General features: G+C 56.7%; 22 protein-coding genes and 1 tRNA gene. 10 read left to right on the top strand and 13 right to left on the bottom strand.

What is annotated here, in order from left to right:
* Nucleotides 1-32: 32 nt before the first annotated feature.
* The 5 genes from lysA to argH all read right to left on the bottom strand — a co-directional run bounded on the left by lysA (nucleotide 33) and on the right by argH (nucleotide 4177).
* Nucleotides 33-1298 carry a diaminopimelate decarboxylase gene (gene lysA / locus ACEN2J_RS08825; protein WP_442105065.1) on the bottom strand — a complete coding sequence of 422 codons (1266 nt, stop codon included), beginning with the start codon at nucleotides 1296-1298 and terminating at the stop codon, nucleotides 33-35.
* A 72-nt stretch (nucleotides 1299-1370) separates the two neighbouring features.
* Nucleotides 1371-2117 (bottom strand): class II aldolase and adducin N-terminal domain-containing protein, encoded by a 747-nt coding sequence (locus ACEN2J_RS08820; RefSeq protein ID WP_442105064.1) that lies wholly within the window; start codon nucleotides 2115-2117, stop codon nucleotides 1371-1373.
* A gap of 205 nt (nucleotides 2118-2322) precedes the next feature.
* Nucleotides 2323-2448 (bottom strand): hypothetical protein, encoded by a 126-nt coding sequence (locus tag ACEN2J_RS08815; RefSeq protein ID WP_442105063.1) that lies wholly within the window; start codon nucleotides 2446-2448, stop codon nucleotides 2323-2325.
* Nucleotides 2449-2636: 188 nt separating this feature from the next.
* Nucleotides 2637-2777, bottom strand: a complete 141-nt coding sequence (locus tag ACEN2J_RS08810; protein ID WP_442105061.1) for a hypothetical protein — start codon at nucleotides 2775-2777, stop codon at nucleotides 2637-2639.
* Complete coding sequence (gene argH / locus ACEN2J_RS08805; RefSeq protein WP_442105059.1) at nucleotides 2774-4177, bottom strand: argininosuccinate lyase; 1404 nt, start codon at nucleotides 4175-4177, stop codon at nucleotides 2774-2776. Before argH ends, ACEN2J_RS08810 begins: the two co-directional genes overlap by 4 nt.
* Before the next feature lie 24 nt (nucleotides 4178-4201).
* Between argH and ACEN2J_RS08800 the strand changes: the two genes are divergently transcribed.
* The gene (locus tag ACEN2J_RS08800; RefSeq protein ID WP_442105058.1) at nucleotides 4202-4753 is read left to right on the top strand and encodes a TlpA family protein disulfide reductase; all 552 of its coding nucleotides are present in this window, start codon (nucleotides 4202-4204) and stop codon (nucleotides 4751-4753) included.
* Nucleotides 4754-4877: 124 nt separating this feature from the next.
* Here ACEN2J_RS08800 and ACEN2J_RS08795 read toward each other — a convergent pair.
* Nucleotides 4878-4962 (bottom strand) — tRNA-Leu (locus ACEN2J_RS08795).
* 150 nt (nucleotides 4963-5112) lie between these two features.
* Here ACEN2J_RS08795 and ACEN2J_RS08790 point away from each other — a divergent pair.
* The 8 genes from ACEN2J_RS08790 to fzlA all read left to right on the top strand — a co-directional run bounded on the left by ACEN2J_RS08790 (nucleotide 5113) and on the right by fzlA (nucleotide 15850).
* Nucleotides 5113-6099, top strand: a complete 987-nt coding sequence (locus ACEN2J_RS08790) for a complex I NDUFA9 subunit family protein (protein ID WP_442105057.1) — start codon at nucleotides 5113-5115, stop codon at nucleotides 6097-6099.
* A gap of 17 nt (nucleotides 6100-6116) precedes the next feature.
* Nucleotides 6117-6920 (top strand): undecaprenyl-diphosphate phosphatase, encoded by an 804-nt coding sequence (locus ACEN2J_RS08785; protein WP_442105055.1) that lies wholly within the window; start codon nucleotides 6117-6119, stop codon nucleotides 6918-6920.
* A gap of 174 nt (nucleotides 6921-7094) precedes the next feature.
* Nucleotides 7095-8531, top strand: coding sequence for an NAD(P)-dependent oxidoreductase (locus tag ACEN2J_RS08780; protein WP_442105053.1), 1437 nt, complete (start codon nucleotides 7095-7097; stop codon nucleotides 8529-8531).
* 42 nt (nucleotides 8532-8573) lie between these two features.
* A complete protein-coding gene (locus tag ACEN2J_RS08775) occupies nucleotides 8574-9290 on the top strand; it encodes a hypothetical protein (RefSeq protein WP_442105052.1) in 717 nt (238 codons plus the stop codon).
* Nucleotides 9280-9654, top strand: a complete 375-nt coding sequence (locus tag ACEN2J_RS08770) for a hypothetical protein (protein ID WP_442105050.1) — start codon at nucleotides 9280-9282, stop codon at nucleotides 9652-9654. Before ACEN2J_RS08775 ends, ACEN2J_RS08770 begins: the two co-directional genes overlap by 11 nt.
* A 67-nt stretch (nucleotides 9655-9721) precedes the next feature.
* Nucleotides 9722-14269, top strand: coding sequence for a glutamate synthase large subunit (gene gltB, locus ACEN2J_RS08765; protein WP_442105049.1), 4548 nt, complete (start codon nucleotides 9722-9724; stop codon nucleotides 14267-14269).
* A 187-nt stretch (nucleotides 14270-14456) separates the two neighbouring features.
* Nucleotides 14457-15110: a monofunctional biosynthetic peptidoglycan transglycosylase gene (gene mtgA / locus ACEN2J_RS08760; RefSeq protein ID WP_442105217.1), complete on the top strand. Its 654-nt coding sequence runs from the start codon at nucleotides 14457-14459 to the stop codon at nucleotides 15108-15110.
* A gap of 74 nt (nucleotides 15111-15184) precedes the next feature.
* Nucleotides 15185-15850: an FtsZ-binding protein FzlA gene (gene fzlA, locus ACEN2J_RS08755; protein ID WP_442105047.1), complete on the top strand. Its 666-nt coding sequence runs from the start codon at nucleotides 15185-15187 to the stop codon at nucleotides 15848-15850.
* 9 nt (nucleotides 15851-15859) lie between these two features.
* On the opposite strand, the gene ACEN2J_RS08750 is transcribed toward fzlA, so the two are convergent.
* The 7 genes from ACEN2J_RS08750 to cysQ form a co-directional block, all read right to left on the bottom strand.
* Nucleotides 15860-17254 carry a nodulation protein NodH gene (locus ACEN2J_RS08750; protein WP_442105046.1) on the bottom strand — a complete coding sequence of 465 codons (1395 nt, stop codon included), beginning with the start codon at nucleotides 17252-17254 and terminating at the stop codon, nucleotides 15860-15862.
* Between the two features lie 4 nt (nucleotides 17255-17258).
* A complete protein-coding gene (locus ACEN2J_RS08745; RefSeq protein ID WP_442105044.1) occupies nucleotides 17259-18956 on the bottom strand; it encodes a DUF5927 domain-containing protein in 1698 nt (565 codons plus the stop codon).
* Nucleotides 18953-19963 (bottom strand): glycosyltransferase family 2 protein, encoded by a 1011-nt coding sequence (locus ACEN2J_RS08740; RefSeq protein ID WP_442105042.1) that lies wholly within the window; start codon nucleotides 19961-19963, stop codon nucleotides 18953-18955. The genes ACEN2J_RS08745 and ACEN2J_RS08740 overlap by 4 nt, the downstream gene beginning before the upstream one ends.
* A 62-nt stretch (nucleotides 19964-20025) precedes the next feature.
* On the bottom strand, nucleotides 20026-21243 hold the full coding sequence (locus ACEN2J_RS08735; protein ID WP_442105041.1) for a glycosyltransferase: 1218 nt from the start codon (nucleotides 21241-21243) through the stop codon (nucleotides 20026-20028).
* A gap of 4 nt (nucleotides 21244-21247) precedes the next feature.
* The gene (gene galU / locus ACEN2J_RS08730) at nucleotides 21248-22144 is read right to left on the bottom strand and encodes a UTP--glucose-1-phosphate uridylyltransferase GalU (protein ID WP_442105039.1); all 897 of its coding nucleotides are present in this window, start codon (nucleotides 22142-22144) and stop codon (nucleotides 21248-21250) included.
* Nucleotides 22145-22249: 105 nt separating this feature from the next.
* Entirely contained in the window at nucleotides 22250-23494 is a 1245-nt protein-coding gene (locus tag ACEN2J_RS08725) for a glycosyltransferase family 2 protein (protein WP_442105037.1), read from the bottom strand.
* Complete coding sequence (cysQ, locus tag ACEN2J_RS08720; RefSeq protein ID WP_442105036.1) at nucleotides 23491-24285, bottom strand: 3'(2'),5'-bisphosphate nucleotidase CysQ; 795 nt, start codon at nucleotides 24283-24285, stop codon at nucleotides 23491-23493. Before cysQ ends, ACEN2J_RS08725 begins: the two co-directional genes overlap by 4 nt.
* Nucleotides 24286-24474: 189 nt before the next feature.
* Between cysQ and ACEN2J_RS08715 the strand changes: the two genes are divergently transcribed.
* The gene (locus ACEN2J_RS08715) at nucleotides 24475-25248 is read left to right on the top strand and encodes an ABC transporter permease (RefSeq protein WP_442105035.1); all 774 of its coding nucleotides are present in this window, start codon (nucleotides 24475-24477) and stop codon (nucleotides 25246-25248) included.
* The last annotated feature ends 2 nt before the right edge of the window (nucleotides 25249-25250 follow it).

The following is a 25250-nucleotide window of genomic DNA, read 5'->3' as shown; positions in this document are numbered from 1 at the left end:
TTGGCGAGTTGGGCCTGTTGGGCTGTAATGCGTTACAGCCACTCAGGTATGGTATCGCGAGAAAGCATTTCGTCAAACGTTGGACGGGCGCGGATGACTGCAAAGTGATCGCCATGCACCAAAACTTCGGGCACCAACGGGCGCGAGTTGTATTCCGACGACATCACGGCACCATAAGCACCGGCCGAACGCAGCGCGATCAGGTCGCCTGCCTGCAACGCTGGCAGATTGCGGGCCTTGGCAAAGGTATCACCCGATTCGCAGATTGGGCCAACGATATCATAGGGCTGCTGTGCGGCCCCTGCGCTGGGTTCAATCGCAGGGATAATATCATGGTGTGATCCGTACATCGCAGGCCGGATCAGATCATTCATCGCGGCATCGACGATCAGGAAATCACGGTCTTCGCCGTTTTTCACATAGATCACTTCCGATACCAAAATCCCTGCGTTGCCGGAAATCAGGCGACCGGGTTCGATTTCAATTTCGCAGCCCAAATCGCCGACAGTGCGTTTGATCAGCGCGCCGTAATCCATCGGCAAAGGCGGGGCGTTATTGTCGCGGGCATAGGGGATGCCAAGCCCGCCGCCAAGATCTAGGCGTTCAATCGTATGGCCATCGGCACGCAGGGCGTGGGTCAGCTCGGCCACCTTCAGGTATGCCGCCTCAAACGGTTCAAGCGCTGTCAATTGGCTGCCGATATGCACGTCGATGCCAACAACTTTCAGGCCGGGCAATTTGGCGGCTTCGGCATACACCTCACGCGCGCGGGAAATCGGGATACCGAATTTATCACCTTTTTTACCGGTTGAGATTTTTTCGTGGGTTTTGGCGTCAACATCAGGGTTCACGCGGATGGTGATCGGCGCGATCAGGCCAAGGCCATGCGCCACCTCGGACAACACACGCATTTCAGGCTCTGATTCGACGTTGAACTGGCGGATGCCGCCGGTCAGCGCGAGGTGCATTTCCTGGCGGGTTTTGCCAACGCCAGAAAACACGATACGGTCCCCCGGAACGCCAGCCGCCTTGGCGCGCAGATATTCGCCGCCGGACACCACATCCATGCCAGCGCCCAGATCGCCCAGTACTTTCAGCACAGCTACGTTGGACAAAGACTTGATGGCAAAGCACACAAGGTGCGGCATCGGCGACAGCGCCTCGGTGAACAGCTGGTAATGGCGGGTCAGCGTGGCCGTTGAATAGCAATAAAACGGCGTGTCAACTGTGGCCGCGATATCGGCAATGGCCACCCCTTCGGCATGAAGTATACCGGATTTATACTGAAAATGGTCCAATCTAGCCCCCTTGGTGCAATCTGCTTGGGCTGCGTTTACATGGTATCGGCGGCACAGCCAAGCAGGAGCGTTTCAGGCGCGGAAATCCGGCTCGCTTTTGTCTAGCAAGGTTTTGATGTCGTCGAAAAAGCGATCGGCCTGACCATCGTAATGGTCCATCGCATCGGCCACGCCAGTCGCCACCTCATCCGATAAAAGCCGCAGTTTTTGGCCCGTTTGCAGCGCGCGGATATAGGTTTCGGCAGAGCGTTCGAAATAATACAGCCGGTTAAAAGCATCGGCGACCGAGGACCCCAGCACCAAAACGCCATGATTGCCCATGACCATGACCTTATGGCGCGGGTCTTGTAGCATCGCGGCGCAGCGGGTGCCTTCGTCTTCAAACGCAAGGCCGCCATAGCCTTCGTCAATCACCACACGGTTGAAAAAGGTGGCGGTGTTTTGGTCAATCGGCGGTAGGCGGCTGTCGGCCAAGCTGGCAAGAACAGTAGAGAATATCGAATGCACATGCATCACGCAGCGGGCGTGCGGCACATGGCGGTGAATTGACCCATGCAGCCCCCATGCGGTTGGGTCGGGGGCATCGGGGCGGTTCAGCGCCTCGGGGTCATCGGCGTTCAACAGCAGCAGGTCGCTGGCCTTGATCAGGGAGAAATGACGCTGATTGGGGTTGATCAGGAAATCCTTACCATCATCCGACACAGCAAGGGAAAAGTGGTTGGCGACCGCCTCATGCATGTTCAGCCGTGCGGTCCAACGAAAGGCGGCGGCCATATCGACACGCTCGGCGTGGTGGGTCAGGTTATGGTGTTGGTTCATCGAAACATCCCCGCTGTATGCATTTGCGCCATGCTGGGCCGCAGGCGCGCGATGGGCAAGGGGAAATCGCGGGCCGCTGATCGCATGGCTACCGATAAGGGCTGCGATTTCGGGGGGGGCGGTTTGGGGCGAGGGGCGGCACAGCTGGATAATTGGCGGCGATGGCTTTAGATTGCAGCGAACCCACAGGCCGGAGCAAAACGCCCTAATTGACCGTTGAGACGCCAACCGCCACGTTGCCAGACGCGTGCAGGCCGGGCGCGGTGGGGGCACCATCGGCACCGCAGGCGGCAAGGATGGATAAAGTCAGAAAGGCAAAGATAAAGCGCATGGGGGTACCTATTTGGGCCAGTTATTAGGGGCGAACGGACACAGAGGCCCCTACGATCCGTGCAGTTGCGACCGGCGTGACGGTTACGCCATTGGGGCCGATCCTGATATTTGTGTGCAGGCCGGGGGCAGAGCACCCGACCAGAAGGAACACCGCAACACTAGCTGAAATAATCGCTGGCGCGCGCATCAAAACGTAAAGACGGGCGCGCCGCCCGTGACCGAGGTTTCTGTGCGGCCCATGCCGGTGACCATCGGGTCGGCCCCTGTGCGGGGTGACAGGTCACAGGCAGATATAAACACTAAGGCCAGCACAAACAGCGGTTTCACTTCAGCATTTCCTTCCAGCGTGCGGTTTGGGCGCGCACCTGATCGGGGGCTGTCCCGCCATAAGACATACGGCTGCGCACAGAGTTTTCTACACCCAAAACGTCAAATACATCCTGACGAATACCGTCATGTACCGATTTCATCTGTGCAAGCGTAAGGTCGGGCAGGTCAATCCCCGCCTTTTCGGCCATGGCGACCAGCGTGCCGGTCACATGGTGGGCATCGCGGAACGGCATTCCCAGCTCACGCACCAGCCAATCGGCAAGGTCTGTGGCGGTGGAAAAACCCGATGCGGCGGCGGTTTTCAGATTGTCACGCAGCGCCGTCATATCGCCGACCATGCCTGTCATCGCGGCAAGGCCCAACATCAGGCTGTCGGCGGCGTCAAAGGTTTGCTCTTTGTCTTCTTGCATGTCCTTGGAATAGGTCAGCGCAAGGCCCTTCATGATGGTGAACAGCGCCACCGTGGCCCCCAAGATGCGCCCGAGTTTCGAGCGCAGCAGCTCGGCTGCATCGGGGTTTTTCTTTTGCGGCATGATTGAAGAGCCGGTCGTCCATTTGTCGGACAGCTTTACAAAACGGAATTGCGATGAAGACCAGATCACCAACTCCTCGGCAAAGCGGCTAAGGTGCATCGCGCAAATCGACGAGGCCGAGAGGAACTCAAGCGCGAAGTCGCGGTCGGACACCGAATCAAGGCTGTTGGCGGTGGGGCGGTCAAAACCCAAGGCGGCAGCGGTGGCATCGCGGTCGATTGGGAAAGAGGTCCCCGCCAACGCCGCAGCCCCCAATGGACATTCGTTCATCCGTTTGCGGGCGTCAATGAAACGTGACCGATCCCGCGCGAACATTTCCACATAGGCCAGCATATGGTGGCCCCAAGTGACAGGCTGCGCAGTTTGCAGATGGGTGAAACCGGGCATCACCCAATCTGCGCCCGCCTCGGCCTGCGCCAAAAACGCCTTCATCAAAGCCTCAAGTCCCGTGATCGCGGCATCACATTGGTCGCGCACCCAGAGCCGGAAATCGACGGCGACTTGGTCATTGCGCGAGCGTCCTGTGTGCAAACGACCAGCCGGTTCGCCGATAATTTCCTTTAGGCGCGCCTCAACGTTCATGTGGATATCTTCCAATTCCACGCGAAACGGAAACTTTCCGCCTTCAATTTCTGACAACACCGTGAGCAGGCCTTCACGGATCGCCTCGGCATCGCTAGACGTCAGGATACCCTGTGCCGCCAACATGGCAGCATGGGCCCGAGAGCCTGCAATATCCTGGGCGGCAAGGCGGCGGTCAAACCCGATTGACGCGTTGATGGCCTGCATGATGGCGTCATTGCCGCCTTCAAAGCGGCCGCCCCACATGGTGTTTGCAGTGCTGGGTTTGGAAGAATTGGTCATGGGCTTGCCCCTGAGGAGATGAGAATGCTGCGAATTGGTCTTTGCGTCCTTTATACCGCCTTGATGCTTGGTGCAAACCCAGCCTTGGCCGATGTGGTAGCGGCCAAGGCCGTGCTGGCGGGCGATATGCGAAAATTGGTGTTTTTGGATGAGGCCAAAGCCGTGCCGGATGTGGTTCTGGTTGATCTAGAAGGCGCCGAGCGCGGGCTGTCCGAGTGGCAGGGGAAATGGGTTGTACTGAATTTCTGGGCCACATGGTGCGCGCCCTGCCGCAAGGAAATGCCAAGTTTGGATCGGTTAGCACTGGCTGTTAGTGACGATGTGTCCGTGGTAACCGTGGCGACAGGCCGCAACCCGCCTGCTGCTGTAACGCGGTTTTTTACCGAGATCGGTGTTGAGAACTTGCCTGTGCTGTTGGATGCAAAAACCGCGCTGGCCCGCCAGATGGGGGTGATCGGTCTGCCGTTGACGGTTATCCTGAACCCCGAGGGGCAAGAGGTCGCACGGTTGATTGGTGATGCCGAATGGGACGGGCCGGATGCCCGCGCGATGCTGGACGCATTGATCGCGCCGTAAGGGGGCGGTTTTTTGAAAAAAACCGTGCCTTCGGCGAGGATATTTTCACCAAAGAGAAAATGGTGGGCCATAAAACCAAAGAAACCCGGCAACTTATAATAGTTGCCGGGTTTCTTTATGGTAATGGTGCCCAGAAGAGGACTCGAACCTCCACGCCTTGCGGCACACGGACCTGAACCGTGCGCGTCTACCAGTTCCGCCATCTGGGCCGATGGTAGTGAGGGCGATGTAGCGGGGCGTTGTGGCGGTGTCAACGGGTGTTAAACAAAAATCATTAGGTCTTTTGTTGCTTGTTTGGAAAGTCTTGTGGGGATATGTATGCAATCGGATGAAAAGCTTTCCAGACGGAGGCGAGACGGATGAGCAAACTGGTCACAATCTACGGCGGTTCGGGGTTTGTCGGGCGATATATCGCGCGGCGTATGGCAAAAGACGGTTGGCGCGTACGCGTGGCCGTGCGCAGGCCGAATGAGGCGCTTTTCGTGCGGACCATTGGTGCCGTTGGTCAAGTTGAGCCTGTTTTGTGTAATATCCGCGATGACGCCTCGGTGCGGCGCGCGTTGATGGGGGCGGATGCGGTTGTGAACTGCGTTGGCACCTTTGACAAAGGCGGCAAGAATAATTTCGAAGCGGTGCAGGTTGAAGGCGCTGGGCGGATCGCGCGGATCGCAGCCGAAGAATCGGTTGTCAATTTGGTGCAGATTTCGGCAATCGGGGCCGATGCGGCGGCAGATAGCATCTATGCACGCACCAAGGGCGAGGGCGAGGCGGCTGTGCTAGCCGCTTTCCCAAGCGCGGTGATTTTGCGACCTTCGGTTATTTTCGGCTCGGAAGACGCGTTCTTTAACCGCTTTGCTGGCATGGCCGGTTTGGGGCCAATTCTACCAGTGGTCGGTGCGGACACGCTGTTTCAGCCTGTGTTTGTGGATGACGTGGCAAAGGCAGCAGTTCTGGGCGCTACGGGTGCTGCGGCGCCGGGCGTGTATGAGTTGGGCGGGCCGGATGTGGCGACATTCCGTGATTTGATGAAGCAAATGCTGGCGATTATTCAACGTCGGCGGCTGGTTTTGAATATTCCCTTTGTGCTTGCATCGATCATGGGCAAAACCTTTGACGTGATGTCTGCCATAACCGGCGGTCTGGTTGCGAACCGTATTTTGACGCGCGATCAGGTGAAATCCCTACGCCATAATAATGTTGTGGCTGAAGGTGCTAAAACCTTTGCCGATCTTGGGATCAAGCCGGTGACGATGGAATCGATGTTGCCAGAATATCTTTGGCCTTATCGCCCTTCGGGCCAATATGCTGCAATTAAAAGCAGCGCCAAAAACCTGCGGAAAATTTGACCTAAAAGGTGCTTGCTATGGCTGATACGACACTTTCGGCCCTTTTTCTGGGGGTTCTCGAAGGGTTGACGGAATTTATCCCCGTCTCATCCACAGGGCATATTCTGCTTGCAGGGCATTTCATCGGATTTGAAAGCTCTGGCAAGACGTTCGAAGTGGTGATTCAGCTGGGCGCGGTGCTGGCGGTTTTGTCGGTATATGCGGCGAAGCTGTGGGGCGTGTTTAGTGCTGCCCCGCATAGTGCCGATGCGCGCAGGACGATCCTATCGGTTCTGATCGCGTTTTTGCCAGCGGTATTCATTGGTGTGGCGGCGCATGACTTCATTAAAACGGTCCTGTTTGAAAGCCCGCGATTGATTGCGGTGATGCTGATATTGGGCGGTATTGTGCTGGTGTTTGTGGACCGTTTTGCCCCCGAGCCGCGCTATGATGATGCGATGAAGATCCCGCTAGGGATGGCGCTGAAGATCGGCTTTATTCAATGTCTTGCGATGATTCCGGGCGTATCACGTTCGGGCGCTACGATTGTGGGTGCGTTGATGTTGGGCGCCAATAAACGCGCCGCGGCCGAGTTCTCGTTCTTTTTGTCGATGCCGACGATGGCCGGCGCTTTTGCCTATGATTTGTATAAAAACCGCGATGTTTTGGATGCCAGTGCGATGAATGAAATCGCGATAGGGTTTATCGCGGCGTTTATTGCGGCCGTTCTGGTCGTGCGCTGGCTGTTGGGCTATGTCAGCCGTCATGGCTATGCGCTGTTTGGCTGGTGGCGAATCATAGTCGGCGGGCTTGCTTTGGTAGCGCTTTCGTCGGGGTACTGATCTAATAGGTAATACTTGCTGACCTATTATTTACAAGAATAAGATAGGCGCAGGCAAATTTCGAATAAATACTTTGATTTAGGGCAGCTGTGCTGACTTTTATTCTGTTTTGTACCAAAGTATGAAGTCGCTATTGTCCAAGACCGCATGAATACCAATAGGGAGGCGCTTAGAATGGCCAAGGAACGGATGCTCCGCTTCGTGAATGTTTCTCGGGAGATGCCCGAAAAGCGCCCGCCAAATTTGCGCGCCCAAGATTTCCATGAAATTTATCGCGAGTTTGCTGCCGATAAAGCTGCCGAGCAAGCCAGCCGGTGCAGCCAGTGTGGCGTGCCGTTTTGCCAATCGCATTGCCCTTTGCACAACAACATCCCCGATTGGCTGCGCCTGACTGCCGAGGGCCGTTTGCAAGAGGCCTATGAGCTGTCGCAAGCAACGAACACTTTCCCCGAAGTCTGCGGCCGGATCTGCCCGCAAGACCGCCTGTGCGAAGGCAACTGCGTCATTGAACAGTCGGGTCATGGCACTGTGACCATCGGTTCGGTTGAGAAGTATCTGACCGATCTCGCGTGGGAAAACGGCTGGGTCAAGCCGATCAAGCCAGCGCGGGAACGCGCGGAATCGGTGGGCATAATCGGTGCGGGGCCGGGCGGCCTGTCGGCGGCAGATGTGCTGCGCCGCGCGGGTGTCCAGGTCACGGTGTATGACAGCTATGACCGTGCAGGCGGATTGCTGACCTATGGCATCCCAAGCTTTAAGTTGGAAAAAGACGTTGTGATGCAACGGATTGACCAGCTAGAGGCCGGCGGTGTGCAGTTTGTGTTGAACTGTACTGTTGGCAAAGATCTGACCTTTGACGCGATCCGTGGCCAGCATGATGCGGTGCTGATTGCGACCGGCGTTTACAAAGCGCGTGATTTGGCGGCACCGGGCGTTGGTGCCAAAGGCATCGTGCCTGCGTTGGAATTCTTGACTGCCAGCAACCGCAAAAGCTTTGGCGATGATGTGCCGGACTATGATAACGGCACGCTGAATGCGGCGGGCAAGCGGGTTGTGGTCATCGGCGGTGGTGATACTGCGATGGACTGTGTGCGCACGGCCATTCGTGAAGGCGCAACTTCCGTGAAATGCCTTTATCGTCGCGATAAGGCGAACATGCCGGGCAGCCAGCGTGAAACCCAGAACGCCGAAGAAGAAGGCGTAGAGTTTGTTTGGCTTTCCGCGCCAAAAGGGTTCACCGGTGGCGATAAGGTTACAGGCGTTATGGTGCAAAAGATGCGTCTTGGCGCGCCGGACGCATCAGGCCGTCAAATGCCCGAAGTGATTGAAGGCGCTGACTATGTCGAACCCGCCGATCTGGCGATTATGGCGCTTGGGTTTGAGCCGGAAGACCTGCCGAACCTGTGGGGCCAGCCTGAATTGGGCGTGACCCGCTGGGGGACGATCAAGGCTGATTTCAAAACCCACGCGACCAATATGGATGGCGTTTATGCTGTTGGTGATATCGTGCGCGGGGCAAGCCTTGTGGTTTGGGCCATCCGTGACGGGCGCGAGGCGGCCGATGCGATGCTGGACTATATGAAGCAAGAAGCTGTGGTCGCTGCTGAATAGGCGCGGCCCGTTCATATCCACCAAGTGGGAAAGGATGCTGCAATGACCAACGCTATTTTGTCGCTCTGCCGCAGCACCGCGCTGGTGGTTTGTGGGGGGCTGATGCTGCCTGACGCTGGTTTCGCGGGCAGCTTTACGCCGCCTGCGGGCTGTACGGGGTGGCTGACTGTGCAAGGACGGGCCTGTCGGGTTTCGAACTTTTACAAATGCACGCAAGATGCGCCGGGCGACCAGTGGCGCACCGATTTTGACCAAGAAGGCCTGTTTTTTGCCAGCCGCACCGACGCTGAGGGGCAATGGGTGGAAAGCATCGATATGAACCCGATGGTGCGCCAAGTGATGGATGGTGCCGAAGACCCCGCCTCTTTTTCCGAGCTGCTGGGCGGGGTTGATACCTTTGCCTTCTCATTGCGCCGCGATGATGGTGGGGCCAGCACTGTGCGGGGCTTTGACCGTCTGACTGGCAAAACCGTTGTGATTGACGGGATCAGCCTGCAAGAAACCCAGTTCGAATTTGCCGAGACCAAGGCGGACGGCTCTGTCGTACAGTCGCGCGGCAACGAATATATCAATGCTGACTGGCGTTTGTTTTTCGCGGGTCCGTCGGAATGGGATGATGGCAACGGCGGCGTGCCGATGGATGGCAGCCCGTTGCAGTTTATCTTTCCGGGCGAGCCGGGGTTTTTCAGCACCGAGCCGTTGTTCGAATGTGACGCAATCCTAAGCAGCTATTCCAAAGGGGCATCCGATGGAAATTGAGCTGGAGATAGGCGAGTTTTACACCAGTGAGCAGGACGGGTTTGACCCCGTGGTGATCTGGGTGGGCCGTATTGATTCGCCCGAAGATTTGGGCGGTGTCGCGGCGGAACCGACGCTAAGCCTGATGGTGCGCAGCCCCGAGGAGGGCAGTCAGGTCATTGAAATGGCACCGTTTTGGCAAGGCGTTGTTATAGCTGCCGAGTTTATGGAGGCCGACCCGTTCTATGTGGATGAGTCGGTTTTTGAAGATAACTACCATGTTTGGCGCAGTGCCTATGAACAGGGTGAGGCCTTTCCTTGGACAATGTCGCCCAATGAGGTCTACGCCAAAATGATGTCAGATTTTGAAGAGCCGGACGAATGAGCCGCGCGCCTTTGGGCCGTTTGCCCGCCACAGTTTTAAATTTCGATCCTTCCGAAGGAGTGACCCAATGACAAAGACACCGGTTTATGATGCTGCCTGGGTGGCCGCAGAGGAAGCAAAGCGCGCCTTTATGGACGAGCACAGCCTCTATAAAGCTGAGGAGGAGCATTCGTCCTGTGGGGTGGGCCTTGTTGCGTCGATTTCGGGAAAGCCTACGCGCAAAGTGGTGGAAAATGGCATCAATGCGCTAAAGGCAATTTGGCACCGTGGCGCGGTTGATGCCGATGGCAAAACTGGCGATGGCGCGGGCATCCATGTGCAGATTCCGGTTAAGTTTTTCTATGACCAAGTGCGCCGCACTGGCCATGAACCCGATACGAAAAAGCTGATCGCGGTGGGCCAAGTCTTCTTGCCGCGCACCGATTTTGGTGCCCAAGAACGCTGCCGGACCATCATGGAAACCGAAGTTTTGCGGATGGGCCATTACATCTATGGCTGGCGGCATGTGCCGGTGGAAACCACCGTGCTGGGAGAAAAAGCCAATGCAACACGCCCCGAGATTGAGCAAATCCTGATCCGTTGCGATAAGGATATTGACCAAGACCAGTTTGAGCGTGAACTGTATATCATTCGCCGTCGCGTGGAAAAAGCAGCAGCCGAGGCGCATATTGCGGGCCTGTATCTGTGCAGCCTGTCGTGCCGGTCGATCATCTACAAAGGCATGATGCTGGCCGAACAGGTTGCGGTATTCTACCCCGACCTGATGGATGAGCGTTTCGAGTCCGCCTTTGCGATCTATCACCAGCGCTATTCGACCAATACTTTCCCGCAGTGGTGGCTGGCCCAGCCGTTCCGCATGCTGGCCCATAACGGCGAGATTAACACGTTGAAAGGCAACGTGAACTGGATGCGCAGCCATGAAATTCGCATGGCATCCAACACTTTTGGCGACATGGCCGAGGATATCAAACCGATCATTCCGGCAGGCACGTCCGATTCCGGCGCGCTGGATGCTGTGTTTGAGGTGATGGTACGGTCTGGCCGCAATGCGCCGATGACCAAAACCATGCTGGTCCCCGAAGCGTGGAGCAAAGCCACGACAGATATGCCCAAAGCTTGGGCCGATATGTACGCCTATTGCAACGCCGTGATGGAGCCGTGGGACGGCCCTGCTGCACTTGCGATGACCGATGGTCGCTGGGTTTGCGCCGGGCTTGACCGCAACGGTTTGCGCCCGATGCGCTATGTTGTGACCGGTGACGGCCTGCTGATCGCTGGCTCCGAGGCGGGGATGGTGCCTATTGACGAAAATACCGTCCGCGAAAAAGGCGCGCTTGGGCCGGGGCAGATGATTGCTGTCGATCTGGTTGAGGGCAAGCTGTACCACGACACCTCGCTGAAAAATAAGTTGGCCGCAGCACAGCCGTTTGGCGATTGGATTGAAAAGGTCGTTGACCTGAACAACCTGCTGAATGACGTGCCAGAGACCGCGCAATTTACCGGCGCCGAGCTGCGCAAACGCCAGATTGCTGCCGGCTATTCGTTGGAAGAGCTGGAACAAGTGCTGGCGCCAATGGCCGAAGACGGCAAGGAAATGATCGCCTCGATGGGTGATGATACGCCAGCGGCTGTGCTGTCCAGCATCTACCGCCCGCTGTCGCATTTCTTCCGCCAGAACTTTAGTCAGGTAACAAACCCGCCGATTGACTCACTTCGCGAAAGCCGCGTGATGAGCCTGAAAACGCGTTTCGGTAACCTGAAAAACGTGTTGGATGAAAGCAGCAGCCAGACCGAGATTTTGGTGCTGGACAGCCCGTTTGTGGCCAATGCCGAATTCCACGCGATGATGGACCATTTCGGCGATACCGTGTCGGTGATCGACTGTACTTTTGTGCGCGATGCCGAACCCGATGCGTTGCGCAAAGGGCTGGAACGCATTCGTGCCGAGGCCGAAGACGCCGTGCGCTCTGGTGCGGGGCACTTGGTGCTGACGGACGAAGGCCAAGGGCCGGACCGCGTGCCGATGCCGATGATTTTGGCAACCTCTGCGGTGCATAGCTGGCTAACGCGAAAAGGCCTGCGGACGTTCTGTTCGTTGAACTTGCGGTCGGCGGAATGTGTGGACCCGCATTATTTTGCCGTGTTAATCGGCAGTGGTGCGACCACCGTAAACGCCTATCTGGCGCAAGACAGCCTTTCTGACCGGATTGACCGCGGGTTGTTGGAAGGCAGTCTGACCGATGCCACGTGCCGCTACCGTGATGCGGTGGATGCGGGCCTGTTGAAGATTATGGCCAAGATGGGGATTTCGGTGATCTCGTCCTATCGTGGCGGGTTGAACTTTGAGGCAGTGGGCCTGAGCCGCGCCATGGTTGCCGAGTATTTCCCAGGGATGCAAAGCCGGATTTCCGGTATCGGCGTGTCGGGTATTCAGCACAAGCTGGAAGAGGTTCACGCACGCGGCTGGCTGGGTGGTGCAGATGTGTTGCCGATTGGCGGCATCTACAAGGCGCGGCGCTCGGGCGAAAAGCACGCCTGGGAAGCGCAGACGATGCACATGCTGCAATCGGCCTGTGACCGTGCCAGCTTTGACATTTGGAAGCAGTATTCCGCCGCAATGCGGGCCAATCCGCCGATCCATTTGCGCGACTTGCTGGATATCAAAAGCTTGGGCAAACCTGTGCCGATTGAAGAGGTGGAAAGCATCACCTCCATCCGCAAACGCTTTGTGACGCCGGGTATGTCTTTGGGCGCGCTGTCGCCCGAAGCGCATAAAACGCTGAACGTGGCGATGAACCGGATTGGCGCGAAATCGGATTCAGGTGAGGGCGGTGAAGACCCCGCGCATTTCTTGCCCGAGGCGAATGGCGACAATCCGTCTGCGAAAATTAAGCAGGTGGCCTCGGGGCGCTTTGGCGTGACGGCGGAATATCTCAACGCCTGTGAAGAGCTGGAAATCAAGGTCGCACAAGGTGCGAAACCGGGTGAAGGCGGGCAGTTGCCGGGGATGAAGGTTACGGCCCTCATCGCGCGGTTGCGCCATTCGACCCAAGGGGTGACCCTGATTTCGCCACCGCCGCACCATGATATCTATTCGATCGAAGATTTGGCGCAGCTGATCTATGACCTGAAACAGATAAACCCGCGGGCCAAAGTGACGGTCAAGCTGGTGTCTTCTTCGGGTGTGGGGACGATTGCGGCAGGCGTGGCCAAGGCCAAGGCCGATGTGATCCTGATTTCGGGCCATAACGGCGGCACGGGTGCCAGCCCTGCTACATCTATCAAATACGCTGGTCTGCCATGGGAAATGGGCCTGACCGAGGCGCATCAGGTGTTGTCGATGAACAACCTGCGCGAACGCGTTACCCTGCGGACTGATGGTGGTTTGCGCACGGGCCGCGATATCGTGATGGCGGCGATGATGGGGGCCGAAGAATACGGCATCGGCACCGCAGCATTGATCGCGATGGGCTGTATTATGGTGCGTCAGTGCCAAAGCAACACTTGCCCGGTGGGCGTGTGTACCCAAAACGATGAGCTGCGCAAAAAGTTCACGGGCAACGCGGATAAAGTGGTCAACCTGATCACCTTCTATGCGCAAGAAGTGCGTGAGATTTTGGCCAGCATCGGCGCACGGTCTTTGGATGAGGTGATCGGGCGGGCGGACTTGCTGTCTCAGGTTTCGCGTGGCTCGGCACATCTTGATGATCTCGATTTGAACCCGCTGCTGATTACCGTCGATGGCGCGAACCGGATCACCTATGACCGGTCCAAGCCGCGCAATGCGGTGCCGGACACGCTGGATGCGGAAATTATCCGCGATGGCGCGCGCTTCTTTGAAGATGGCGAAAAGATGCAGCTGTCCTATGCCGTGCGCAATACGCTGCGCACCATAGGAACGCGGGCATCCAGCCATATCGTGAAACGCTTTGGCATGCGCAACAGCCTGCAAGAAGACCATCTGACGGTGAAACTGTCGGGGTCCTGTGGCCAATCGCTGGGCGCATTTGCGGTGCGGGGCATCAAGCTTGAGGTGTACGGCGATGCCAACGACTATGTCGGCAAGGGCCTTTCGGGGGCTACCATCACGGTGCGGCCGCATATGTCCAGCCCGCTGGATGCGTCTGCCAACACGATCATCGGCAACACGGTTCTGTACGGTGCAACGGCGGGCAACCTGTTCGCCAGCGGTCGCGCGGGTGAGCGGTTTGCTGTGCGTAACTCTGGCGCGTCGGTTGTGGTTGAAGGCTGCGGCACCAACGGGTGTGAGTATATGACCGGCGGTGTGGCGGTTATTCTTGGGTCGATCGGGGCCAACTTTGGTGCCGGTATGTCGGGCGGTATGGCCTATCTGTACGATCCGGACGGCGTGGCCGAAGAGTTCATGAACGTTGAAACCCTTGTCACCTGTGCCGTCAGCCACCCGCATTGGGAGGCACAGCTGAAGGGCTTGATTCAGCGCCATGCGGATGAGACGGGCAGCTTGAAGGCCAAGGCAATCTTGAACGACTGGGCCGATGAGCGGGTAAACTTCCTGCAAGCCTGCCCAAGGGAAATGCTGGTGCATTTGCCGCATCCGCTGTCGGATGAGCGCGAGGCAGTGCCTGCTGAATAATCAGGCGCATCTGCGAGCCTAATGTGAAGCCCGGCGGATATTTTCGCCGGGTTTTTTCTTTGCCGGGTTTGGGGTTCGTGGGTCAGTCCGCGCTTGATCGCAGCTGGCCTTCATGGCTAAACAGGGCATGGCAAAACGTACGAAAACCAAAACACCCGCAATCCGCCGCAACCCCGTTAAATGGGTGATGCGTTGGGTGTTGCGGCTTCTGGCTGGGGCGGCGCTGGTGCTTGTGGCGCTGGTGCTGCTGTTTTCCGTCGTCAACCCACCGACCACCTTTTACATGTGGCAAGAGGGCCAGCGTCTTGGCAAAGTTAAACAGGAATGGGCCAGTTGGGATGAGATTGCGCCCGTGATGGCGCGGTCGGTTGTGGCCGCCGAGGATGCCAATTTTTGCACGCATTGGGGTTTTGACATGGGGGCTATCCGCGCGGCGATTGACGCGGGCGGCAATCGGGGCGCGTCAACCCTGACCCAGCAAGTCGCCAAGAATGTGTTTTTGTGGCAAGGGCGCACCTATACGCGCAAGGCGTTGGAAGCGCTGATTACACCGGTGATTGAGATTATTTGGTCCAAACGCCGCATCCTAGAGGTGTATCTGAACGTCGCAGAATTTGACGAAGGTGTGTTTGGGGTCAAGGCAGCGGCGGCCAGCTATTTTGCTGTCGAGCCCGCCGATTTGACGGCTGTACATGCTGCGCGCCTTGCGGCTGTTTTGCCCGACCCAAAAGATCGCAATGCCGAAAAGCCAAGCGCGGCACTGCGCAAACGCTCAGCCGCCATTTTTGACGGCGCGGCCACCATTCGCAGTGACGGAAGATCCGCTTGTTTTGAACCTTAAGGCGGCAACTGGGATTGAAATCTCTGCGAATTGGCAGATAAGAGGCTATTCCTTTTGCTGAAAGTTTAGACGTAATGAACCGACTGTACCATTTCCCTCTCTCACCGTTTTGCCGCAAGGTCAGGTTGACGCTGGCCGAGAAAAAGCAGGAAGTGGAACTGATTGAAGAGCGTTATTGGGAACCATCGACCGATTTTCTGCGGCGCAATCCGGCGGGTAAGGTACCAATTCTGAAAACCGACACCAAGATGCTGACCGAAAGCCAAGCGATTTGTGAGTATCTGGAAGAAAAATACCCGACACCGGCCCTGATGCCGCGTGACATTGACGGGCGGTTTGAGGTGCGGCGCCTCTGCGCGTGGTTTGACGATAAGTTCCATTCCGAGGTGACGTCGAACCTGCTGTACGAACGGGTGAATAAAAAGGTGATGAAGCTGGGCTATCCCGATAGCAAAGCGGTAAAGCTGGGCGCTAATCGGATCAAATATCATCTGGATTATATGGCGTGGCTGCTGGATCAGCGGCGTTGGCTGGCTGGCAATGAAATGACCTTGGCAGATTTCACCGCCGCCGCGCATCTGAGCTGCTTGGACTATATTTCGGATGTCGATTGGAACCGGTCTTCCAACGTAAAGGATTGGTATGCCAAGATAAAATCGCGGCCATCCTTTCGGCCACTGCTCGCCGATCAGGTGCCGGGCTTCCCGCCGCCATCGCATTACACCGACTTGGATTTTTAACTGGAATTTTTAATCTGCACGCCAGTCGCTGAACCCGTACCCCATGTAGTCGCGGCTATAGGCATCGCGCGTTGCGGCTTCAATCTCGGGGTCATAAATCTGGGCCAGCAGATCGCGTGACGGGTCGGGCAGGGCAGGGATGGCAGGGCAGGCGGCGCCAATTTCGGCGGCGACAAACCCAAGACCCATCGGCAGGCTTTCTTCGCGCAGCACAAGATCGGGGCCTTGGAATTGTGCAAAACCCTGTAAAACGGCGGTTTGGCTGGCGAAATGTGGGTCAATGCGCAAACCCGATTGGCCCGCAACATTCAGTTTCAAAAACCGCAGAAAATCGAGGAACGCTTGTCGGTGATCGGCAACAGACATACCCTCGCCGATTTTTGGCAGCCCAACCTTGTAGGTTTTGATCAGGCCTTCGCGAATATGCGGCAAAGCGCCAGTCAGGATGTGGCTGCAAAACCCCGCATGGGCGCGGGCCACGGGGTGGCGCAGCACGGTAAAGCTGCGGTGATTGGTGTTTTTACGCAGCCATTGGCGCATAGATTTTTGGTTAAAATTGTCCATAACCGGGCCAAGACCTGCCAACCATTGGGTCACCGCATCCTCTGGGCCGCCGCGCACGGGCATATAAAGTGCGGCACCAGCGGCCAAAAACGATGGAATGGCGGGGGCGCGGCGGGGTTCAAAATTGGGCGTGCGTGACAGGTTGAAACGATCAAGCTGCGACAAGGCGGCGGCCATGTCTTCAAAATTTTCAACTTTTTCTGAAATATCCTCGGGGTTTTGCTTTTTCAGCGTGTCATCAGGGGCGGACAGCGTTCCCTGAACCCCCAGAAACCGCGCGAGGCCGTTGAGCACGTCGGTGTCGTTGATATCCTCATAGTCGATGTAGAACGCGGTTTGGCCGCTGGTTTGCAGCCCATGCATCAAAGCAAGCTGAAACTCCTGCAATTGCGCCAAATGGGTGGTAAATTCCGGCCCGTCAAACTGTGCTTTGGCCGTTTTCAAACGCTTGGCCTTCGTCAGCTTCCACTGACCGGTGGCTTGGGCGATTTTCCAGCTGACATAGCTTTCGACCGGATTGCGGGTCAGGATGATTTTGGCACAGCGCGCATCTGCCAAAACCAGCGGCAAAACGCGGGGGTCATGGTCGTGAAAATAGCGAAATCCGGTCAGCGCCGGTCCCTGCGCGCGCATCTGGCGCAGCAGCAGGATTGGGTCAGCCTCACGCTGTGCAAGGGTGACGCCAAACGCCGTATCTTGGTTCAGCTTGCCGATAAAATGCGGATTAAACGCCTCACCATAGCAGGCGGTATTGGGCAGGGTGTTCAGGTTGGCCTCAAGGAAATTGCTGCCGGTGCGCATCTCGGCCAGCAAGACAAAGCTATCGAATTTCTGTTCCAAGGGGCTACTTTACCAAATAGGGGCGGCCCCTGCGGGCGGCGTTTTGCTGTAGGTCATCATTCACGGGAAAATCGCCCATCAAGACGGGCTGCATGCCCTGATTGCGCAGATTTTGCAAGAATTGGCCAAAGCCCGCAAGGTCGGTCATATGCGGCGCCTCGGTCAGGCGGCGCAGCGCGCGCGGGCTGATTTCATCCACGATGGTTTGCAATGGCTCCATCGGGTTTTCGACAAACTCGGCAAGGTTCCAGATGCGTGTGCGCGCCTTGGTCCAAGGGCTGCGCAGCACGTTCAGATGCTCTTGCTCATTGCGTTGCAGGCGCGCGGCCTCTTGCCGGATTTCGGAAAAATTCAGGTTGGATTTGAACAATGGTACAGCCCACGCCCCCGAAATAACCGAGATTGTGGCATTTGGGTCGCCCGCAAGCTGCCAGTTGATATGCTGATTATCGGCGGGGCCGAATTGGAAACATTGCCGTTCCCCCCGCGTATTCCACAGCAGGTTCGACAGGAAACTTTTGGGGTTATAGTCGCGCAAGGCCGCCGAGGACGATAGTGCGCCGTTGTAAACGGTTTCGCCGCCCGCAAACTCAACCCGATCAAGCGAGAAAAGATGGCCATGCACCCGCGCGCCGGTCACTTTGCCCAACCAAGGCTCAAAGTTTTCAAACAGTTCGGTAAAGCCTTCAAACACCGAATAGGGCGACGCACTTTTACCGTTTTCCCAGTTTTCATTTGGATAGCGGCTTTGCATATAAAGGCCCGCACGGCCTTTGGTCCGCCGTTCGATCGCCTTGGAAAACAGACGGTCAATTTTGCCGGGGTTCGGCTCGGCTGCGGCTTGGCCCACACCGTCCTCGGTCATGAAAACGCGGTACAGCTTTTTGGCATGGGGCCAGATTTTGCGGGCGACAAAGCAATCGGACCGGCGCAAAAGCTGCAGATGGTCATCGTAAAAAATATGTGGTTTGCCCTGAAAATCGAATTTTGACAGGGTAAGCGAGCGGCTTTCCACATTCGCGGAATAACGCCGGACCAGCGTTTGAAAATAGGATTCGTCCGGTATCCAGACGCGGCGGAAATAGCGATCTATTTCCTCACGCTCGGGGTCTTCGAGAATGGCCGACAGGGTTTGGCGCGTCAGGCACCACCATTGGCTGCCCAGATGTGGCACGATGCCCGGCGGTATGCGGCGTTTAAAGCCAATACGGCGTTGTAGGTTGACATAGCCATCAAACAAACGCCGATGCTTGCGCCATGAAAACGGAAAGCGCAGGGTAAAGCGTTCAAGATCAAGACCCCCCACAGTCCAGCCGACATCCGCGGTGGTGACGGATTCGATGAAATCGGTGCGCGGGCGCTCATCCAGATAGGTCACCAATTCATGCACTGGGCGCAAAGGCAGGCACGAGCCCGAGGCAAGATAGACATGCCGCACGCCCGGAAAATCGCGTAGCATGGTTGCGGCGGCGGTTTGGGTGGCGGCAACAATGCCCCAAGTACCCCATTCGCAGGGATAGCGGCGCGAAAACCGCACATCCGCAACATCGGCCAGCGCGGCTTGCAGGCCGTTGAATTCGGATTTGCTGACGCGTTTATCAACGTGGATAACAACGGGGCACCCCCGCGATACCCAATGCTGCGCCACTTGGGCCGCCCGATCAAACGCCGTGTGGCACAGCATTACGACACCCAAGCTCATGCCCAGTTTCCCTTGGACATCAGGCCCAGAATTTCAAGCTGCCGCCAGTTGATATATTTTTCCGACCACTTGCACCACATGTCGGGGCTGTCATCCATCGCGGCCTTATAGGCCTTGTATTCATGGCTGTTGGCATAGTGCTGGCCGCGCAGCATTTCTTCCTCGGCCTTTGTGGCAAAGGTATCAAGGAATTTGGCGTGCAGCAGGCATCCGCTGGCTTTTTCGCCGCCCCATTCATCGTAAACAAAGTTTAAACCGCGCGGCAGCAGCATGTGGGTCGATGAGGCATAGGCATAGTCGCGATGCCATTTTACCAGCGGAATTTTATTCAGCGCCGGCGCGCGTTCTGGGGCATCGGCAAAGAACATGCGCCCGCGTGGCCCGCCCTGAATCCACAGGTTGCCAAAATAGCCGTTACGGCTGATCGAATAGTTCCCGCTATCAAACCATTGTGCAATCTCGAAAGGGTCTTGCCCTTCTTGGTAGGGCTGGTCGCCAATCGGGCCTTTGGGGTACATATCCAGCAGCATTGCCGAAAAGGATTTGATCGACGAGGCATCAAGCCAGTCGGTCAACGCGCGCAGAGGGCGGGTATCACAAAACGGATAGACAAAAAATTCATCCGGGTCGACGACCAGCGCCCAATGATCATGGGCATAGCGCCTTTGCAGCCAGTTCAGCCAATCCACCCCAAAGCGGGCCTTTTTATAGCTGCGTTTTGTGCGCCAAAGCGACACGTCTGGCTGGTCTTGCAGATATTCGCGTGATCCATCATCGCTGTCATTGTCCACGATCAGGAAATGATTAATCCCGAGATCACGGTAGTATTTTAGGAAAAATGGCAGACGCACCCGCTCATTGCGCAGGGTCGAAAATAGCAAAATATCGGTGGGCGTAATCGCAGCAGTGTGGTTCACAACAGGCTTCATCTCGCGCCGTTTGCGAAAGGCACGAAAAAGCCAGCGTTTGCGCGCCAGTCTTAGCCGATAGTTTGAAATTATGCTCACTCGTTGCTTTCCAGATGTGCCAGACCCAATGCGGTGCAGCCAAACCTACTCATAAATCTCTATCAAAAAGAGCTTAAGACAATCTTGAAATGGTCTTCCCAGCTCGGGGGATTAAACCCCTTACCTATGCTCTCCCCTGTTGTTGTTTGCCCCTTACGCCTATCTTTTAGGCGCATGATTGTTTCCATCCAAGAATAACTATCATCTAGCGCGGCGTAAACGGGGTAATTCCCCAGAGTTTCACGATAAATTGCCAAAGGTGGCACAATAACAGCAACGCCAAGGGTGGCGGCCTCAAACGGGGGCAGGCCATAGCCTTCGACATGGCTGGGAAACAGCAGCCCGCAAGAGTTGGCCAACAGGCCTGCCACGTCATCATCTGCCAAATCGGCCATCTCAAACACAGTTTGGCCAATGAAGGGCAGCGTATCAAGTCGTTGAAAAACGGCTTCATTCGACCAGCCGCGCCGCCCAAGGATAAGAAGATGCGGGATCGCATCAGGGGCAAGTGTGCGGTGCATTTCGGCCCAGAGGTCCAGCAGAAAGCCGTGGTTTTTGCGGGGCTCGATGGTGCCCAATGTTACGAAATAGGGGTGCGGCCGTGGTGCGGTTTGGTTGGGGTGCAGCGGCACAATCCCCAAAGGGGCCACAATGCCCGGCGGGGTGCGGCCAAGGCGGGCAAAATGGGCCTCGGTCAGGCCTTGTGTGGTGCGGGCGGTGTGGATCACCAGATCGGCCACAGCTGCCACCGACGCTAGTTTTTCGCCAAAACGGGTGATGGTATCGGGGCGGGTGTATTCGGGGTGATCAAGCGGGATGGTGTCATGCACCAAAACCGCAACCCGCCCGCCAGATGCCTTTATCGCCGTCAGGGTTTTGCGGGTTAGGTTGGCGTGGCCCGTGTTAAAATAGTCAAACTCGCCGGGCAGCTGGTGCCGCAAGGTTTGCGCCAAACGCCACGGGCTGGAACGGGCAAAGGCCAGCCTGCGCGTGGCAGTCTCACTGCGGGCAAGCACTGCGTCGTTTCGCCGTGTCAGCCGCGACAGCCAGTCGGGGGGCGGCAGGCGCTGATCGGACAGCAATTGTCGAAATCCGGCCATGCCTTGCTTGTTCAGCAGCAAAAAGCCCAGCCTGCTGCGCACAAGCCCGTAAACCGGCGTTTGTAGCGTCAGGAAATGGTCAAGATAGGCGGCCTCAACCCGGTCAATGCCGGTCGGCTGCCCTTTTCCCAAACGCTGTACCAAGCGCGTAAGATCAAGCAGCCGAGCGGTTGAGGCCATAGACTTACTTTGCCACCTTTTGCAGCTCGATCACGTCATGCAAATATTCCGCAAACTCGTCTTGCAGATCAGGGCGGGCAAGGCCAAAGGCCACCGTCGCCTGCAAGAACCCAGCCTTTGAGCCGCAATCGTAGCGCTGGCCGCGGAAACGGTAACCGTAAATCGATGATCCACCGTCAAGCTCTTGGGCGATTGCATCCGTTAGCTGGATCTCGCCACCGGCGCCTTTTTTCATTTCGTTCAAGTTTGTCAGAACGTTCGGCGACAAGATGTAGCGCCCGATGACGGCAAGGTTGGAGGGGGCCTCACCAAACTTCGGCTTTTCAACCATGCCTTTGGCGCGGACGATATCGCCATTGTCTTCGGCCACATCCAGCACACCATAAGAGCCGGCCTTTTCAGGCTGAACTTCCATTGTGGCAACCATGTTGCCGCCGGTTTCGGCATAGGCCTCGACCATTTGCTGCAAACAAGGTTTTTCGGCCGCGATCACATCATCGGGCAGCAAAACCGCAAACGGCTCATCACCAATCAAACGGCGGGCGCACCAGACAGCATGGCCAAGCCCCAGCGCCTGATTTTGACGGACATAAGAGATGGCGCCGCTGTCCATGTTGGTTTTATGCAAAACGTCCAGCAACTCGGTTTTGCCAGCTTCGCGCAATGTCATTTCAAGCTCGGGCGCGATGTCAAAATAGTCCTCCAGCGCGGATTTACCACGCGAGGTCACAAAAATGAATTCGGTAATGCCAGCGGCGCGGGCCTCATCAATCGCGTATTGGATCAATGGACGATCAACGAGCGTCATGATTTCCTTGGGGATTGACTTGGTTGCTGGCAAGAAACGCGTGCCTTTTCCGGCGACGGGAAATACTGCTTTTGTAATTTTTCTGCTTGTCATGGACTCGACCTTACCCAATTTGTTTCGTTGTATTGTTAACCTGTTGCATGCTTTCGCAGCCAATTGGGGTATAATTTCGGCAGAAAGTTGACAAATTGGAAACAATTAAGGGTTGTTTAGTTTTTTTTCATCATCATGGATAGAGTTAATTGGTCGCAACTCCCTAAGGCGACGGGCCTCGATCTGCCGACGCTCTTGTGCGTTGCACCAAACAAAGCGCTGACCGTTGCGAAAGGCGCGGCCAAAGCGGCCTCCGCTTTGTTCCCACCAGCCGTTTTCGGTAAAGCGGTGGGTGTGGGGGCGGATGCCGCGCGACAAAAGAATCAGGGTTACGATGTGTCCGTTGGCGCGGGCGGCCTGGGCCTGCTGTTCCAGCAGGTGGCGATCCGCGCTGCGGCCTATCAGCAGGCAGCCTGGGCGCGGGCCGGTGTTGGGCATCGGCAGAAACGGGGTTTGACCGGGCATCAGTGGGGCGTGGTTCGCGGGCTCTTTGGACAAGGCAATGCCTTGTTGCAGGCCAGCCATAAGGCGGCGCGCAGTGAAAGGCCCCATCGCACCGCGCAGCACAAGGCGAATTAATCGGGCGCGTTGATGGGCCACATGCTTTTGCAACGCCGCCGGGTTTCGGCCATGCTTGGTGATAAAATACGCAAGGCTGTGGCCGATTTGCGTAAGGTCGGTAGGCACGCGGTTCTGCGTCCGCATGCTGGATTGCGCAAAGCCGTGATGCACCACAGCCCCCGGCACAACCGCCGTTACCCCACCCTGGGCCGCAAGCCGCAGGTTCAGGTCGGTTTCATCAAGGTAAAAGGTATAGGCTTCATCAAAACCACCAAGCGCCAGCACGGCGTCACGGCGAAAGGCGCAGTTGGTGCCTTGGGTTTTGATCGTGCGCTGTGGTGTGCCTCTGTGCAGGCTGGTCTGGTGGCCGGCGTCAAACGGATGGTCAAAGCCGTCACTATCCACCCACATCGCCCGCCATTGCCACGCAAGCCCCGATCGCCCCAAAACATACCCCGCCGCCGCCGTGACCTGCGGGTTGGTAAAGGGGGCCGTCAGGCGCGACAGCCAGCTTGGCTCGGGCACCGCGTCATCATCCATAAAGGCCACCACAGGGGCCGCCGCCAATTGCAGGCCGATATTGCGCGCGGCTGAAATATTGGGCTGGTCATATTCTGTTAGTTTCACAGGCAACCCCAACCCGCGCACCGCCCCAGCCGAGGCTGGATCAGTGACAACGATCACCTCAAAATTTGGGTAGTCCATCTGCACCACGCCTGCCAGCGCCACCTTCAACGCCGCAGTCCGGTGGCGGCTGACGATGATCAGGCTGGCAGGCTGGGCGGTCATTTTTTCAGCGACACGCCCGGTGCATAGGCGATAAAGAACGGATTGTCCCAACCCGCTTTGCCATAGGCAAGCGGCGCGTGGGTATCAAAACGCACGACATGGCCGCCCGCCCCGCGCAACACCGCATCACCGGCCGCCGTATCCCATTCCATGGTGCGGCCAAGGCGGGGGTAAAGGTCTGCCTCACCCGTGGCTACAAGGCAAAATTTTAGGCTGCTGCCCGCAGACGTCATATCACGCACGGCATATTTTCCGATATAGGCATCGGTCGCAGCATCACGGTGCGATTTTGACGCGACAACCATCAAGGCGCTGTCGTCGGGAGTTGAAACGTGAATTTCATGTGTGGGGCCGACGACATCCTTGGCAAAATCGCCCGTTTCTTCAACGGCTTGCCCATCGGCGCGGGTATAAAACAGGCGGCCCTTGGCGGGAGCGTAGACGACGCCCAGCTTTGGCACGCCGTTTTCAACATAGGCGATATTCACGGTAAAATCGCCGCGCCGATTCACGAATTCCTTGGTGCCGTCAAGCGGATCAACAATCATAAAGGTCTGGGCTTGCAGTGCGTGGCTATCGGCTTGCTCTTCGGTGATCAGCGTCACATCGGGATAGGCCGCGCGCAACCCTGCAGAAATAATGGCATCCGCAGCCTCGTCCGCCTCAGTCACCGGGCTCTCATCCGACTTAGAACGCACGTCAAAATCGGGGTCAGCATAGACTTCCATGATCTTATCGCCAGCCTCTAGCGCCAGTTTACGCATCAGCGCCACAAAGGGGGGGAAATCCATAATACGCTCCATATTTTTGACCTGTTTTGATAATATTGTAAAAACACTTGTCGCCCCTTATCATCCGTACCTAAGGAATCATCAAGATTTCAAAGCTATAAAAACGACGAGGGCCACCACCGAGCAGAGGTAGGATCTACGATGTTTCAGCGCGAGGCCCGAAAAAATCGGGTAAGCACGGCGTTAGGTATGATGGAATTGATCTTTCATGCCACGGTAAGAAACGTCCGCAAGAATCACGGGAACCCCGCAATCGGGCTGTTAATGAACATCTTTCAGACCGTTATGCTGGTCGGTGTGTTCTACATTATGTTCCACGTTTTGGGCCTGCGTCGTAATGCAATTCGCGGTGACTTTTTGCTTTATGTGATGTCTGGCATCTTTATGTATATGACGCATATCAAGGCCTTGGGGGCGGTTGCGGGCTGCGAAGGACCAACCTCCGCAATGATGAAGCACGCCCCGATGAATACATTGGTCGCAATCGCCTCGGCAGCGCTCAGTTCGCTTTATATTCAGGTATTATCGGCGGGGGTAGTGATCTATGTCTACCACGCGGCGTTTCAACCGATTGAATTTCATGACCTTCCCGGCGCCATCGGGATGCTGCTTATTTCATGGTCCAGCGGTGTGGCAATCGGCACACTTTTTTTGGCGCTAAAGCCGTGGCAACCTGAAACAATGGGCATCGTGACCCAGCTTTACCAACGCGCAAACATGATCGCGAGCGGTAAGATGTTTTTGGCTAATGCGATGCCGACATCCAAGCTAAAGCTGTTTGATTGGAACCCGCTGTTTCACACGATTGACCAAGGTCGCGGGTTTATTTTTTTGAATTACCACCCGCATTACAGCAATTACATGTACCCGCTAAAGGTTACATTTGTGGTGTTTGTGATTGGGCTGATGGCCGAACACTTTACCCGCAAACATGCATCCCTGAGCTGGGGCTCCAAGCATTAGGC

This window comes from Pseudorhodobacter sp. W20_MBD10_FR17, assembly GCF_052119765.1.
GTDB lineage: Bacteria > Pseudomonadota > Alphaproteobacteria > Rhodobacterales > Rhodobacteraceae > Pseudorhodobacter.
Note: the sequence above shows the minus strand (reverse complement) of the source record. Positions and strands in the feature narration are given on the sequence as shown.

Bases quoted from the DNA above. Each gene is read 5' to 3' on its own strand.
- ACEN2J_RS08820 (WP_442105064.1), bottom strand. From the start codon at position 2,117: ATGAACCAACACCATAACCTGACCCACCACGCCGAGCGTGTCGATATG.
- ACEN2J_RS08775 (WP_442105052.1), top strand. From the start codon at position 8,574: ATGACCAACGCTATTTTGTCGCTCTGCCGCAGCACCGCGCTGGTGGTT.
- ACEN2J_RS08815 (WP_442105063.1), bottom strand. From the start codon at position 2,448: ATGCGCTTTATCTTTGCCTTTCTGACTTTATCCATCCTTGCCGCCTGC.
- ACEN2J_RS08780 (WP_442105053.1), top strand. From the start codon at position 7,095: ATGGCCAAGGAACGGATGCTCCGCTTCGTGAATGTTTCTCGGGAGATG.
- ACEN2J_RS08785 (WP_442105055.1), top strand. From the start codon at position 6,117: ATGGCTGATACGACACTTTCGGCCCTTTTTCTGGGGGTTCTCGAAGGG.
- ACEN2J_RS08800 (WP_442105058.1), top strand. From the start codon at position 4,202: ATGCTGCGAATTGGTCTTTGCGTCCTTTATACCGCCTTGATGCTTGGT.
- ACEN2J_RS08715 (WP_442105035.1), top strand. From the start codon at position 24,475: ATGATGGAATTGATCTTTCATGCCACGGTAAGAAACGTCCGCAAGAAT.
- fzlA (WP_442105047.1), top strand. From the start codon at position 15,185: ATGAACCGACTGTACCATTTCCCTCTCTCACCGTTTTGCCGCAAGGTC.
- ACEN2J_RS08770 (WP_442105050.1), top strand. From the start codon at position 9,280: ATGGAAATTGAGCTGGAGATAGGCGAGTTTTACACCAGTGAGCAGGAC.
- ACEN2J_RS08790 (WP_442105057.1), top strand. From the start codon at position 5,113: ATGAGCAAACTGGTCACAATCTACGGCGGTTCGGGGTTTGTCGGGCGA.
- ACEN2J_RS08735 (WP_442105041.1), bottom strand. From the start codon at position 21,243: ATGGCCTCAACCGCTCGGCTGCTTGATCTTACGCGCTTGGTACAGCGT.
- gltB (WP_442105049.1), top strand. From the start codon at position 9,722: ATGACAAAGACACCGGTTTATGATGCTGCCTGGGTGGCCGCAGAGGAA.
- mtgA (WP_442105217.1), top strand. From the start codon at position 14,457: ATGCGTTGGGTGTTGCGGCTTCTGGCTGGGGCGGCGCTGGTGCTTGTG.
- ACEN2J_RS08745 (WP_442105044.1), bottom strand. From the start codon at position 18,956: ATGAGCTTGGGTGTCGTAATGCTGTGCCACACGGCGTTTGATCGGGCG.
- ACEN2J_RS08725 (WP_442105037.1), bottom strand. From the start codon at position 23,494: ATGACCGCCCAGCCTGCCAGCCTGATCATCGTCAGCCGCCACCGGACT.
- argH (WP_442105059.1), bottom strand. From the start codon at position 4,177: ATGACCAATTCTTCCAAACCCAGCACTGCAAACACCATGTGGGGCGGC.
- cysQ (WP_442105036.1), bottom strand. From the start codon at position 24,285: ATGGATTTCCCCCCCTTTGTGGCGCTGATGCGTAAACTGGCGCTAGAG.
- galU (WP_442105039.1), bottom strand. From the start codon at position 22,144: ATGACAAGCAGAAAAATTACAAAAGCAGTATTTCCCGTCGCCGGAAAA.